Source organism: Halomicrobium urmianum, from assembly GCF_020217425.1.
In the GTDB taxonomy this organism is placed as follows: Archaea; Halobacteriota; Halobacteria; order Halobacteriales; family Haloarculaceae; genus Halomicrobium; species Halomicrobium urmianum.
Map to the genome: position 1 here is coordinate 3254963 of NZ_CP084090.1, position 12536 is coordinate 3267498.

Sequence of the window (12536 nt, forward strand, 5' to 3'; positions counted from 1 at the left end):
GTGGTCAGTCGTGGATCGTGGCGTTCACGCGGATCCCGTCGCGGTGGGCGCCGGGGACGTAGGCGGATTCGCCGCCGCAGCGGTCGGCGCCGCGACACACCTCGGCGTAGGGGGTCAACGCTCGGACGGCGCCCCCGGCCGCGTCGACGGGGTGTTCGAGGCGGTAGGTGAAGCCGGCACCGGTCCCGTAGTCGACGAAGATCGACGTCTCGACCGTCTCGCGGCCGTCGACGGGGACGGACAGGGAATCGTCGAGCGCGGGGCCGGCGAGCGTCGCGGTGCCGTTGGAGACGGTCAGCGTCCCGGAGAACGACGACGGTGCGGTGACGGTCGTGCTGTCGCGCTGTCCGCTGGCGGCAATCTCGACGGCGATCAGCTCCGCGCCGTCGGGCACGCCGGCGGCGACGTCCTGATAGACGCTCTCTCCCCGGACGTGCCGGATCTCCTGGAGATGCGGTTCGACGGTGGCACCGGCCGTCGGTGCCCAGGGGCCGCGATACGTGTAGCGGTACAGCGTCCGGTCCGGGAAGGCGTCGACGACGGCGAACTGCCGGTCGCGGAGCGCGTAGACGGCGTCGCCGTCGTAGCCGGGGTCGTTCCGGAGCGCCTGGAAGGGGTGGTTGAGCCAGTCGCCGTAGGGGGTGGGGAGGAAGACCAGCGCGTGTTCGAACGACCGGTCCTCGACGGGCTCGTAGGCCGTCTCGTAGCGCTCCGTGACGGCGTAGTTGTCGGCCAGCGGGGCCGCGGTCGCTCCGACCCCGGCGGCACCGATGACGGCGGCACCGACGAGCAGGGCGGCAACGGCGGTGCGCGGGGGTATCAAAGGGCGGGATCGGACGGCCTCGCGGATCCACTGGCCGGCGAACCGGAGACCGACGGCGGCGAACAGCGCCGTCGGGACGAGCAGGTCGACGTGGTAGTAGGGGCCGAGGTAGCTGATCAGGCCGTCGCCGGCGGCGTCGAGGTCGCCGAGGACGTTCAGGTTGCCCCAGAAGTAGACGTTGCCCAGCGGGACGGTGAGGCCGATTCCGGCGACGACGGCCTGACGGTCGGAGAGGCCGCGCCGGGCGGCGACTGCGAGGCCGAGGAACGCCGCCAGCGTGCCGAGGGCGCCCGCGACGACCCAGCGGGCGGCGTAGGCCCACAGGACCTCGGCGTTGGCGCGCAGGGCGAGCGCGGGTGTGTAGTCGCGCTCGTAGCCGAGGATCTCCCGCTGGCCGAAGCCCAGTCCGTCCCGGGGTGCGAACGCCTCGTAGGGGAAGAGCAGCGGGTCGCCCGTGACGACGGCGTTGTAGCCGAGGGCCGCGACGACGCCGAGGAGGCCGAACGCGCCGGTGAGGCTCTGCCGGAGCAGGACCGGCCGGTCGAGGGTCCGCAGGGTCCACACCGCGTGCGCGACGAACGGGGCCGCGAAGAGGACGGCCGTGTAGGGCCGCGCGAAGAAGGCGGCGGCGACCGCGAGGCCGGCGACGGCGGCGGCCCGTCGGCTCCCGGTGCGGTCGGCGTGGAGGTACGCCGCGGCGAACGCGAGGTTCCAGAGGGTCGTGGGGACGTAGGGCAGGAACACCGAGGCGTTCAGGAGGAAGAGCGGAGAGGCGAGCAGCAGAACGGCGGCCAGGTAGCCGGTCCGGCGGCCGAAGACCTCACTGCCGACCCGGGCCGTGAGCGCGACGACGCCGGCCGCGATCAGCGCGAGCGCGATCCGGTACCCGCCCAGTAACTTGCCGACCGCGAACATCGCGGCCGGAACGGGCGAGTACTTGGGGTAGAGGCCCGCGTCGCTCTCCACGAAGAACCAGGGGTGGAACGATTCGGTGACGGGAGGGCTGAGGTACAGCTGCCCGTCCAGCAGCATCGCTGCCTGCTGGAGGTAGACGGCCTCGTCGTGGTTAGAGGTGTGGTACGGAAAGACGCCGTGGGCGACGGCGTAGACGAGGAGAGCGGCGACGGCGGCCAGCCCGGCGACCGCGAGGCGGTGGCGGCGAACGGGATGCAGCGAACTGCGGCGGCGGTCGAGCGACCCGAGGAGGTCGCCGGCGGATCTCATTCGGCGGGGTACCAGGCCAGCGAGTGGTCGGCCCGGAGGTCGATCTCGACGGGCTCGCCGGCCTCGAAGGTCTCGGAGTGGTTGTGGAGGCAGTGGACCTCGTCGCCGCTGTGGAGGGCGATCCGGTAGACGAAGGAGGGGCCGTTGTACTGGCGGTGGGTGACGTAGCCGTCGGCCTTGGGCTCGCTGGTCGGGACGGCCCGGAGGTCGTCCGGCCGGACGAGCACGTCGAGGCGCGCGCCGTCGTACGCCTCGATCGGGCCGTTCAGGAGGTCGGTGTCGTAGGAGCCGATGGCGGTTTCGATGGCATCGTCTGCGACCCGCGCCGAGAGGAAGCTCGCCTGGCCGAGGAAGGAGGCGACGAAGCGGGACTCGGGGTTCTCGAACACCTCGGCGGGGTCGCCGACCTGCTCGATGGTCCCGTCGTTCATGATGGCGACCCGGTCCGAAATCGAGAGCGCCTCCTCCTGGTCGTGGGTGACGGAGACGGCGGTGACGCCGGCCCGCTTGAGGATGCGCCGGACCTCCTCGCGCATCTCCACGCGGAGGCGGACGTCCAGGTTCGAGAAGGGCTCGTCGAGCAGCAGGACGTCGGGCTCGGGCGCCAGCGAGCGCGCCAGGGCGACGCGCTGCTGCTGGCCGCCCGAGAGCTGGCTGGGCATCTTCTCGCGGTGGTTCTGGAGACCGACGAGGTCGAGCATCTCGTCGACGCGCTCCTCGGTGGCGTCCTCGTCGCGGTCCGTCAGCCCGAAGGCGACGTTCTCCTCGACGGAGAGGTGCGGGAAGAGAGCGAAGTCCTGGAAGACGATGCCGACGTCGCGCTCCTCCGGCTTGCGGTACGCCTCGTCGTCGGCGACCCGGTCGCCGGCGATGGTGACGGTGCCGCCGGACGGCCGTTCGAGGCCGGCGATCATTCGGAGCGTGGTGGTCTTGCCACAGCCCGACGGCCCGAGCAACGTCAGGAGTTCGCCGTCGCGGACGGACAGATCGAGCTCCTCGACGGCCGCCTCGGGGCCGTACTCCTTGGTCACGCCGTCCAGTTCCAGCACCGTCGCGGTGGGGTCCTCGACGGCCGTCTCGACGGCGTCGAACTCGGCCGGCGGGGTCACGTCGTTACGTTGCATCGTATTTTTCACGTCCGAGGATCACGAGCATCGAGAGTCCGGAGACGGCGACGAGCACCAGCGCCGGAACCGCCGCCTGCCCGTAGTAACCTGCGTCCCGAACTAGCCAGATGTACGTTACGAACGTTTCGAAACCGGTCGGTCTGAGCATCAGCGTGGCCGGGAGCTCCTTCATCGTCGTCAGGAAGACCAGCGCCCCGCCGGCGACGATGCCGGGGGCGACCAGCGGCAGGACCACCCGGCGGAACGCCGACAGCGGCGGGTAACCCAGCGACCGCGCGGCCTCGACGTAGCTGGGGTCGACCTGTAGCAGGGAGGACTTGGTCGTCCCGACGGCCTGGGGCAGGAAGCGGACGACGTAGGCGAACCCCAGCAGGACCACGCTCTGGTAGAGGAAGGGGACGTACCGCAGACCGAGGTAGACCAGCGCCAGTCCGAGCACGACGCCCGGGACGGCGTAGCCGACGTAGCTCATGCGGTCGGGCAGCGATCCGATTCGGGAGTCGGAGCGCGCCGAGAGGTACGCCAGCGGGAGTGCGGCGACCGCGCAGACGGCGGCGGCCGCGGCCGCCAGCGAGACGGAGTTCCAGGCGTAGACCATCTCGAACGTGAATCCGCCGGCGGCGTAGCCCTCGCCGCCCCGGACCAGCCACAGCAGGAGGATGCCGACCGGGAGGAGGAGACAGAGCGTGGCGACGAGCGCGCAGAACAGCAGGGCGGGGGCCTTCCACTTCCCGAGCTTGATCTCCCCGGGCCGGCGCGCCCCGCGGCTGACGTAGGCGCCGTCGCGCCCGGCGTTGATGCGGGACTCGACGGCGAGGACGGCCAGCGCCATCGCGAGCAAGAGGAACGAGAGGACGGCGGCGTAGTCGAGTCGACTCCCCCTGAACTCGTTGTAGATCATCCGGGTGAACACGTCGTACTTCATGATCGCGGGCGTGCCGAAATCCGACAGCGCGTACAGCGCGACCAGCAGGGCGCCCGCGGCGATGCCCGGCGTGATCTGCGGGAGCGTCACGCGCTTGAACGCCTCCCAGCGCGTGTGGTTCAGCGACCGGGCCGCCTCGACGACGGTCCCGTCGAACGACAGCAGCGCCGCTCGCGTCGTCAGGAAGACGTACGGGTAGGTGAACAGCGTCAGGACGAAGACGGTGCCGTGGAGCCCGTAGATGGGCGGCAGTTCGACCCCGATGAGGTCGGCGAGCAGGCCGTGGGGGCCGAACGCGGAGACGAAGGCGAACGCGCCGATGTAGCTGGGTATCACGAGCGGCAGGGCGCTGGTGACCGTCCAGAACCGGCGAAAGGGAAGGTCGGTCTGGACGGTCAGGATGGCTAGCGGGACGCCCAGCACCACCGAGGCGCCGGTGACGCCCGCGACCAGCGCCAGCGAGTTGAGCGTGACGTCGATCGTGGTCGGGAGCGTCAGCAAGTCGATCGCCTGCGACGGCTCGATGGCGGCGGCGCGCAGGACGAGCCACGCCAGCGGCGAGAGCACGAGCAGCGCGATCCCGAACCCGACCGCGGCCAGCGGGCGTGAGACGCGGCTGTCGGTCGTCTTCCCGCCGACCTGCTCGCGGACGCGGTCGAGTTCGTCGGTCGCCATCAGAGCGCGCCCACGTCGCGGAGCATGTCCACCGTGCCGGAGACGTCAGCCAGCTCGGTGAGGTCGATGTCTGGCGGGTTCAACTCGTCGATGGTCGGCAGGCCGCCGACGGGTTCGACGCCTGGAATCATCGGGTACGCGAAGGTCCGCGTCGCGAAGAACTCCTGGGCCTCCGCCGAGAGGAGGTGGCGGAAGAAGTTCTCCGCGAGGTCGACGTTCTCGCTGCCGTCGAGCAGTTGCGCGCCGGAGACGTTGACGAGCGCGCCGGCGTCGTTCTCGGTGAAGGCCAGGTCGATGGGGGCGTCCGGCCGGTCGCGCTGGACGCGCAGCGCGTAGTAGTGGTTGGCGAAGCCGGCGTTGAGTTCGCCGTCGGCGACGGCGTTGGAGACCTCCCACTCGTTGGAGTACTGCGTGACCCCCGCGTCCAGCATCGCTTCGAGCCACGAGCGGGTCGCCTCGTCGCCGCGGGAGAGCCGCATCGCCGTCACCATCGACTGGAAGGCCCCGTAGCTGGGACCCCAGCCCATCGCGTCGGCCAGGGCGTCGCTCTCGGGGAACTCCTGGATGGAGCTCGGGACGTCCTCGGCCGAGAGCTCGTTCGTGTTGTAGGGGACGGCACGCGCCCGGCCGGCGAAGCCGACCCAGCGGCCCTCGCCGTCCTGGAAGGCGTCGGGCACGGGTTCGAGCACGTCGTCGCTCAGCGACGCCGCGGCGCCCTCCCGTGCGACGGTGCCCAGCGAGCCGGCGTCGACGGCGAGGAAGGCGTCGGCCTGGACCGCTCCGGCCTTGCTCTCCTCGATGATCGTGTTCGCGAGGTCGCTGGAGGAGTTTCGCTGGTGCTGGACCTCGAAGTCGGCGTACTCCTGCTCCAGCAGTTCGATCAGCGTCAGGTACAGCCCGCCCTCGCCCCCGCCGAGGTAGACCGTCAGACTCCCGGAGAGGTCAGGCAGTTCGTCGATGCTGGTCCCGTCGGGTTCGCCGCGCTGCTCGACCATCGGGCCGGAGCCCCGGAAGTCCGAGAGGCCCACTGACCCGCTGTCGCCGTCGTCGGAGCTCCCGGTGAGAACCCCGGAACAGCCGGCGAGCGACGAGGCGGCCGCGGCCCCGGACGCCGCGAGAAAGCGGCGACGGGACCCGGAATCGACGGTCCGTCCGTCATCGTCGTCGTGTGCGTCCATCATTACTTTAGGCTTACCTAAATCACTTAGGCCTTTCTACTTAGTCGTCCGCGGGCGTCGCGGGCGCGGCGGCGACGCTGCCCGGTTCGATGGCGTCGAGGCAGGCCAGCCAGTCGCGCATGTACTCCCCGCAGTGGTTGAGGAAGGCGCCGTTCTCCCAGTCCGAGAAGTCGCCGGTCGCGAGCGCGTCAGCCATCGCCCGGAAGACCCCGGCGTAGCTGCTCGCGTCGGCGCCGACTCTGTCGGACGGGTTCTCCGCCCGACCGTCTCGTCGGACCTCCGGTCCCACGCGGTCGATCACTTCCCAGACGTGCTCGTTGAGCTCCAGCCCGTGGACCTCGTTGGTCAGGTCCGAGAACGTCGAGCGGGGCGCCTTGTTGTGCTCACAGAGCGGGTCGCCGTTGTAGATCTGCTTGCCCAGCACGTCGCAGGCGCGCTTGAGGAAGACGCCGCTCCAGATGTCGTCGAACCGGCCCACGTCCCACTCGTTGTCGTCCATCGGCAACTGGTAGAACGCGGGGACGACCTCGCGGCGGAAGGCGAGGTTCATCGAGCAGACGGTGAGGTACTGGCCGGGCGCGGCGACGAAGTCCCGGTCGTAGTCGTCGGCCGTCGTCCGGGTCCGGGCCTGTCCCTGCAGGTCGCCGTCCATCAGGATGCGGACGGCGTCGAGGTCGGGGACGTTGGTCCACAGGCCCTGCGAGGCGACCACGTCGTCGACGCGGACGCGCTCGGTCTCGACCGTCTCGTCCATCGCGGCGTAGGGGTAGCCCCGCGGGTACAGGTCGTGGTCGGACTGGTAGAGCACGTTGACCCACCGTTCGCTGGCGCTGACCTGCTCGACCTCCCCCTCGAACGCGAGGTTGGCCATGTGCGTGCCGAAGAAGTCGACGTCCTCGTGGGGGAGCGTGTCGTCGTCGACGAACACGCCGTACTCGAAGTCGTTGGCCCACAGGTACAGCAGCCCGAAGGAGGTCTGGGCGTGGCTGGCCTCGGGGATCAGGTGGTCGTACTCGGCGACGCCGTGCTCGGCGAACCACGCTTCGCGCCGACTACCGTCGAACACCTCGCCGGTGACGTCCAGATCGGCGAGCATCCGCTCCATACCGTCCGTATCACAGAAGTCCTCGGTCACCAGGACGAAGTGGAGGCGGTCGGTGTCGAACCCGTGGTCCCGGGCGTTCTCGACGTAGGCCTCGACGCAGTCCCACTCGCGAACCGTGGGGACGATGACGCAGATGTCTGCCATTGTCGGCAGTCTTTAGGCCAGCCTAAAGTACCTGTCGTTGTCCACTCGTTCCCACGTGGGCATCGGTAGCGAGGGACGCCGCCCGCTTCGCGGATCGTCTAGGGCGAACTATTATTTAGCTGTGTGCGGCGATTCCAACTATGAGCGAGTCAAGCGAGGGCGGCCCCCCGGCGACCGGATCCCTCGCCGGTCAGACCTGTCTGGTGACCGGCGCGTCGCGGGGCATCGGCCACGGAATCGCCGAGGACCTCGGCGCACACGGCGCCGAGGTGGTCGTCAACTACCGTTCCTCCCGGAACGAGGCGGAGTCGGTCGTCGACGCCATCGAGTCCGCAGGCGGGGCGGCGATCGCCGCGCAGACGGACGTCTCCGTCAAAGCGGAGGTCGAGGCGATGCGGGACCGCGTCCACGAGGCCTTCGGCCCGGTGGACGTCGTCGTCAACAACGCCGGGATCACCGTTGACAAGCCCTTCGACGAGATGACGCGCGAGGACTGGGACGCGGTGATCGACGTCAACCTCGGCGGCGTGTTCAACGTCACCAAGACCTTCTACGACGACGTCTGCGAGGCTCAGGACGGCCGACTGATCAACATCTCCTCGGTGGTCGGCCAGCAGGGCAACTACGGCCAGGCCAACTACGCGACGACGAAGGCGGGGCTGTTCGGCTTCACGCGGACGCTGGCCCTCGAGATGGCCAGCACGGGCTCGACGGCCAACTGCATCGCGCCCGGGTTCGTCGCGACGGACATGCTGGACGAGGTCCCTAAGCGAGTCCAGGAGAAGATCCTCCGTGAGATCCCCCTCGATCGGTTCGCGACGATCGAGGACGTCGCCCCGATCGTCCGCTTCGTGGCGAGCCAGGAATCAAGTTACATGACCGGGCAGGTACTGGGCGTCAACGGCGGCATGGAGTGGTAAGATGAGCAAGCAGGACGAACCGGACCAGTCGGCAGGCGCACAGGACGACGGCGAGACCGATCCCGTCGAGGAACTGCGCGAGCGGCGCCGCGAGGCGGAACTGGGCGGCGGCGAGGCCCGCATCGAGCGCCAGCACGAGAAGGGCAAGATGACCGCCCGCGAGCGCATCGACTACCTCGTCGACGACGGCACCTTCACAGAGGTCGATCCCTTCGTCGAGCACCGCTCGACGAACTTCGGGATGGACGAGAAGCAGTTCCCGGGCGACGCCGTCGTCACCGGCTACGGCGAAGTCGACGGGCGCAAGGTGTTCCTCTTCGCCCACGACTTCACGGTCCTGGGCGGGTCGGTCGGCGAGGTCGTCGCCGACAAGATCTGCAAGGTGATGGACCGGGCCATCGAGAACGGCGTGCCAGTCATCGGCCTCAACGACTCCGGCGGCGCGCGCATCCAGGAGGGCGTCGACTCGCTGGTGGGCTTCGCGAAGATCTTCGAGCGCAACACGAAGGCGTCGGGGCTCATCCCCCAGATCTCGGCGATCATGGGCCCCTGCGCCGGCGGCGCGACCTACTCGCCGGCGCTGACGGACTTCACCTTCATGGTGAACGACACGAGCCACATGTTCATCACGGGGCCGGACGTCATCCAGACGGTCACCGGCGAGCAGGTCTCGAAGGAGGAGCTGGGTGGTGCGCAATCGCACTCCTCGAAGTCCGGTGTGGCCCACTTCGCCTACGACAGCGAGGAGGAGGCGCTCGACAACATCCGGCGGCTCCTCTCCTATCTCCCGCAGAACAACATGGAGGACCCGCCGGCGGTCCGGTCGTGGGACGACCCCGACCGGCCGGTGCCGGAGGTCGCCGACATCGTGCCCTCGGCCCCGCGCAAGCCCTACGACATGACGCGGGTGATCGACGAGATCGTCGACGAGGACTCGTTCTTCGAGGTCCATGAGAACTGGGCGCGCAACGTCGTCGTCGGCTTCGCGCGCATGGACGGTCGCTCGGTCGGCATCGTCGCCAACCAGCCCCGCGTCAGCGCCGGGACGCTGGACATCGAGGCCTCCGAGAAGGCCGCCCGCTTCGTGCGCTTCTGCGACTCGTTCAACGTCCCGATCTGCACGTTCGTGGACGTCCCCGGCTTCATGCCCGGGACCGACCAGGAGCACAACGGCATCATCCGCCGGGGCGCGAAGCTGATCTACGCCTACGCCGAGGCAACCGTCCCGCTGCTGTCGGTCGTCGTGCGCAAGGCCTACGGCGGGGCGTACATCGTCATGTCCTCGAAGTTCCTCGGCTCGGACGTCAACTACGCCTGGCCCGGATCGGAGATGGCCGTGCTGGGCCCGCGGGGGGCCGTCAACATCCTCTACCGAGACGAGCTCGGCAAGGCCGACGACACCGAGGCCAGGCGACAGGAACTGATGGCCGAGTTCCGCGAGGAGTTCGCCCACCCCTACGGGCCCGCGAAGCGGGGCTACCTCGACGATATCATCGAGCCCGAGGAGACGCGCAGGCGGCTCATCGACGACCTGGACCTGCTGCAGCGCAAGCGCGAGGACACGCCACCGAAGGACCACGGCAACATCCCCCTGTGACCATGGCGGTGGAACGGACCGACGAGGACGGGGCGACGGACGACGGAGCAGACGCGGAGCCGGACGCCGAGGCGGGGACGGCGACGGTCACGCTCGACGGCGAGTCCCTCGCGGTGGACGTCCCAGACGACGCGACGGCGGCGGAGGCGGCCGCCATCGCAGCAGCGATCGGCACGCACCTGTACGACCGGCGACGCGCCGCGGCGGCGGCAGCGGCCGCTGACGACGGATCCGATGCGGTCGACCGGTGGACGTTGACCGGTCGCCTGCGCGGCGTCGGCAAGCGCCGCTTCCCCCGCGACGTGCAGCGAGGCGAGGAGTGGAAAGCGGCCGGCCGCTCGTTCTGAAGGCCGGGCCCGGACGTTTCGACGCCGTTCTCAGTGGAACTCCCGCAGTACCTCGAGGTCGCGGGTCGTCTTCGCGAACTCGCGGGCCGGGTGCGTCTCGCCGCAGTGGTCGCAGGTGAACTCCGACGACGGGGCCGGCATGTCGACGACTTTTGCTTCCCAGTGCTCGCCGCAATCAGGACACTGCAGTTGCATCCACGATTCCTGCATAATCGACTGACGGACCGGAACGGGCAAGTGTTTTCCGTAATATCATCTGACAGGTAGTGGCAATAACACGTCGAACCGCAAGGAACACAACGCACCCCTGCGACGCCCCGGGCATGGGAGTAGCCGTCATCGGTGCGTCGATGACCCAGTTCGGCCAGCGCGACGCCTGGATCCGCGAGTTGCTCGCGGAGGCGGGCGAGGCGTGTCTGGCCGACGCCGACGTACCGCCGGACGAAGTCGATCACCTCTACGTCTCGAACATGGCCAGCGGCGAGTTCGAGGGGCAGGGCGGCGTCATGAACGCCCTGGCCCACGACCTCGGGCTCATGCCGGCCTACAGTGAGCGCGTCGATCAGACCTCCTCCTCGGGCGGTGCCGGCATCTACGAGGCCTGGCAGTCGGTCGCCTCCGGCGCCAGCGACGTGACGCTGCTCGTCGGCGGCGAGAAGATGACCCACAAGACGACGCCGGAGGCCACGGACATCATCGCTTCCATCACCCACCCCGTCGAGTACAAGCACGGCGTCACCCTGCCATCCTTCGCGGGGCTGACGGCGCGCCACTACCTCGAGCGCTTCGACGCGCCACGCGAGTCGCTCGCGCAGGTGGCCGTCAAGAACCACAGGAACGGCGTGGACAACCCCCACGCCCAGTTCCGGAAGGAGGTGGACGTGGAGACGGTCCTGGAGTCGCCCATCGTCGCCGACCCGCTGCGCCTCTACGACTTCTGTCCCATCACGGACGGCAGCGCGGCGCTCATGTTCTGCGACGAGGACCTCGCCGAGGAGTACGCGGACGACTACGCCGTCGTCTCCGGCATCGGCGGCGCGACGGACACACACGTCGTCCACGAGCGCGACGACCCGACCGTGATGGGCGGCGTCGTCGAGTCGGGCCGGCAGGCCTACGAGATGGCCGGTCTCGGCCCGGACGACGTCGACGTCGCCGAACTGCACGACATGTTCACCATCCTCGAGTTCCTCCAGATGGAGGGGCTGGACTTCGCCGAGCAGGGCGAGGCCTGGCAGCACGTCCAGGAGGGTCGCACGGAGAAGGACGGCGAACTGCCGATCAACACCTCCGGCGGCCTGAAGTCCAAGGGCCACCCGCTGGGCGCCAGCGGCGTCGCACAGGGCTACGAGATCTACGAGCAGGTCGTCGGCGAGGCCGGACCGCGCCAGGTCGAGGCCGACGTCGGCCTGGCCTGCAACGTCGGCGGATTCGGCAACTGCGTGATCACGACTATCATGGAGGCGGGACAATGAGCTTCGACGCCCACGTCTGCCCGAACGGGCACGCGACCTACCCCGGGCACGCGCTCTGCCCGGAGTGCGGCGAACCGCAGGACGAGACGGTCGACCTCTCCGACCGCGAGGCCGAGGTCGTCACCTGGACCCACAGCACGAAGACGCCGCCGGGCGTCCGCGAGCCGAACACGCTCGCCATCGTCGAATTCGACGTGAGCGACGACGTCGACGCCGACGACGTCGTCCGCGCCATCGGCCAGGTGACCACCGACGAGGTCGAGACCGGCGATACGGTCGAACCGGTGTACGTCGAGGAGCTCCGGGATCCCGAGGCCGGGATCAAGGAACCGGAGAGTCAGGAGTGGGACGGGTATCGCTTCGAACCGACTCAGTGAGGCGTTTTAGCGCCGAATCGTCGGTTCGGAGCGATCAGTGATTTGATCCTGTCCAGTGAGGAGTTTCATCTCCGAACCACAAGATCAAGCCGGAGCTTCGAACCGACTCAGTGAGCGCGACGGCGCGAACGGGCGGGATCAGTCGGCCGTTCCAACCCCGGCCCGTCGGTCCCGCTCGTCCAGCAGCTCGCTGGCTAGGTCGTCGAGGCACTCCGAGACGGTCGTCGTCCCCTCGTCAGTCGCGTAGGGGGCGACCTGTCGGAGGCCGTCGCCGTCGTAGAGCGCCAGGCAGACGGCCGGCGTGACCAGTTCTCGGCGCTTCTGGCCGGTCTCCATCGAGTAGCACAGCCGCGTGTCGAAGAACGGTGCGAGGCGGACGCCGGCCTCGCGCGCCCAGGCCGAGAACTCGTTGAAGCAGTCCCGCTCGGTGGACGGCGCGTCGCCGTCCCCGAGGGGAACGCGCTTCGCCCACGACGTTACGTCGAACCCGTCGAGCGCTCCCGCCGCGACGAGTCGTTCCAGATGTGCGACGCACCGCCGACGGCAGTTCTGCACCGGTTTCGGCAGGTCCTCCCGAACGTATAGCTCCGCCCGGACCGCGTCATCTGTCGTGGGCATG

The 12536-nt window shown here is 69.3% G+C and carries 12 protein-coding genes; 5 read left to right on the top strand and 7 right to left on the bottom strand.

Annotation, left to right across the window (positions count from 1 at the left end; all coding sequences use genetic code 11):
- Positions 1–4 precede the first annotated feature (4 nt).
- Genes LCY71_RS16320 through LCY71_RS16340 form a run of 5 tightly spaced genes read right to left on the bottom strand, consistent with a single transcriptional unit; the run spans position 5 to position 7201 of the window.
- Positions 5–2047 carry a DUF7846 domain-containing protein gene (locus LCY71_RS16320; protein WP_225334202.1) on the bottom strand — a complete coding sequence of 681 codons (2043 nt, stop codon included), beginning with the start codon at positions 2045–2047 and terminating at the stop codon, positions 5–7.
- Positions 2044–3171: an ABC transporter ATP-binding protein gene (locus tag LCY71_RS16325; protein ID WP_225334203.1), complete on the bottom strand. Its 1128-nt coding sequence runs from the start codon at positions 3169–3171 to the stop codon at positions 2044–2046. The genes LCY71_RS16320 and LCY71_RS16325 overlap by 4 nt, the downstream gene beginning before the upstream one ends.
- Positions 3161–4774, bottom strand: coding sequence for an ABC transporter permease (locus LCY71_RS16330; RefSeq protein WP_225334204.1), 1614 nt, complete (start codon positions 4772–4774; stop codon positions 3161–3163). The genes LCY71_RS16325 and LCY71_RS16330 overlap by 11 nt, the downstream gene beginning before the upstream one ends.
- A complete protein-coding gene (locus LCY71_RS16335; RefSeq protein WP_373325173.1) occupies positions 4774–5952 on the bottom strand; it encodes an extracellular solute-binding protein in 1179 nt (392 codons plus the stop codon). Before LCY71_RS16335 ends, LCY71_RS16330 begins: the two co-directional genes overlap by 1 nt.
- 40 nt (positions 5953–5992) lie before the next feature.
- Positions 5993–7201, bottom strand: a complete 1209-nt coding sequence (locus LCY71_RS16340) for an alpha-1 4-glucan-protein synthase (protein WP_225334206.1) — start codon at positions 7199–7201, stop codon at positions 5993–5995.
- A 140-nt stretch (positions 7202–7341) separates the two neighbouring features.
- Here LCY71_RS16340 and LCY71_RS16345 point away from each other — a divergent pair, with 140 nt between their 5' ends.
- The 3 genes from LCY71_RS16345 to LCY71_RS16355 are packed head-to-tail and all read left to right on the top strand — an operon-like array spanning position 7342 to position 10065.
- On the top strand, positions 7342–8121 hold the full coding sequence (locus LCY71_RS16345; protein ID WP_225334207.1) for a beta-ketoacyl-ACP reductase: 780 nt from the start codon (positions 7342–7344) through the stop codon (positions 8119–8121).
- A 1-nt stretch (position 8122) separates the two neighbouring features.
- On the top strand, positions 8123–9718 hold the full coding sequence (locus LCY71_RS16350) for an acyl-CoA carboxylase subunit beta (protein WP_225334208.1): 1596 nt from the start codon (positions 8123–8125) through the stop codon (positions 9716–9718).
- A 2-nt stretch (positions 9719–9720) separates the two neighbouring features.
- Positions 9721–10065, top strand: a complete 345-nt coding sequence (locus LCY71_RS16355; RefSeq protein WP_225334209.1) for a DUF8022 family protein — start codon at positions 9721–9723, stop codon at positions 10063–10065.
- A gap of 30 nt (positions 10066–10095) precedes the next feature.
- Here the strand turns inward: LCY71_RS16355 and LCY71_RS16360 are convergent, their stop codons facing one another.
- Positions 10096–10275 carry a DUF7836 family putative zinc-binding protein gene (locus LCY71_RS16360; RefSeq protein WP_225334210.1) on the bottom strand — a complete coding sequence of 60 codons (180 nt, stop codon included), beginning with the start codon at positions 10273–10275 and terminating at the stop codon, positions 10096–10098.
- A gap of 113 nt (positions 10276–10388) precedes the next feature.
- Between LCY71_RS16360 and LCY71_RS16365 the strand changes: the two genes are divergently transcribed.
- Together LCY71_RS16365 and LCY71_RS16370 are read left to right on the top strand one after the other, a co-directional pair.
- A complete protein-coding gene (locus LCY71_RS16365; RefSeq protein ID WP_225334211.1) occupies positions 10389–11540 on the top strand; it encodes a thiolase family protein in 1152 nt (383 codons plus the stop codon).
- Positions 11537–11917 carry a Zn-ribbon domain-containing OB-fold protein gene (locus LCY71_RS16370; RefSeq protein WP_225334212.1) on the top strand — a complete coding sequence of 127 codons (381 nt, stop codon included), beginning with the start codon at positions 11537–11539 and terminating at the stop codon, positions 11915–11917. Before LCY71_RS16365 ends, LCY71_RS16370 begins: the two co-directional genes overlap by 4 nt.
- Before the next feature lie 138 nt (positions 11918–12055).
- Here the strand turns inward: LCY71_RS16370 and LCY71_RS16375 are convergent, their stop codons facing one another.
- On the bottom strand, positions 12056–12535 hold the full coding sequence (locus LCY71_RS16375; RefSeq protein WP_225334213.1) for an HTH domain-containing protein: 480 nt from the start codon (positions 12533–12535) through the stop codon (positions 12056–12058).
- Position 12536: the final 1 nt, after the last annotated feature.

Excerpts from the sequence above, each read along its gene's own strand:
- LCY71_RS16320 (WP_225334202.1), bottom strand. The coding sequence starts at position 2,047 with ATGAGATCCGCCGGCGACCTCCTCGGGTCGCTCGACCGCCGCCGCAGT.
- LCY71_RS16325 (WP_225334203.1), bottom strand. The coding sequence starts at position 3,171 with ATGCAACGTAACGACGTGACCCCGCCGGCCGAGTTCGACGCCGTCGAG.
- LCY71_RS16330 (WP_225334204.1), bottom strand. The coding sequence starts at position 4,774 with ATGGCGACCGACGAACTCGACCGCGTCCGCGAGCAGGTCGGCGGGAAG.
- LCY71_RS16335 (WP_373325173.1), bottom strand. The coding sequence starts at position 5,952 with ATGGACGCACACGACGACGATGACGGACGGACCGTCGATTCCGGGTCC.
- LCY71_RS16340 (WP_225334206.1), bottom strand. The coding sequence starts at position 7,201 with ATGGCAGACATCTGCGTCATCGTCCCCACGGTTCGCGAGTGGGACTGC.
- LCY71_RS16345 (WP_225334207.1), top strand. The coding sequence starts at position 7,342 with ATGAGCGAGTCAAGCGAGGGCGGCCCCCCGGCGACCGGATCCCTCGCC.
- LCY71_RS16350 (WP_225334208.1), top strand. The coding sequence starts at position 8,123 with ATGAGCAAGCAGGACGAACCGGACCAGTCGGCAGGCGCACAGGACGAC.
- LCY71_RS16355 (WP_225334209.1), top strand. The coding sequence starts at position 9,721 with ATGGCGGTGGAACGGACCGACGAGGACGGGGCGACGGACGACGGAGCA.
- LCY71_RS16360 (WP_225334210.1), bottom strand. The coding sequence starts at position 10,275 with ATGCAGGAATCGTGGATGCAACTGCAGTGTCCTGATTGCGGCGAGCAC.
- LCY71_RS16365 (WP_225334211.1), top strand. The coding sequence starts at position 10,389 with ATGGGAGTAGCCGTCATCGGTGCGTCGATGACCCAGTTCGGCCAGCGC.
- LCY71_RS16370 (WP_225334212.1), top strand. The coding sequence starts at position 11,537 with ATGAGCTTCGACGCCCACGTCTGCCCGAACGGGCACGCGACCTACCCC.
- LCY71_RS16375 (WP_225334213.1), bottom strand. The coding sequence starts at position 12,535 with ATGCCCACGACAGATGACGCGGTCCGGGCGGAGCTATACGTTCGGGAG.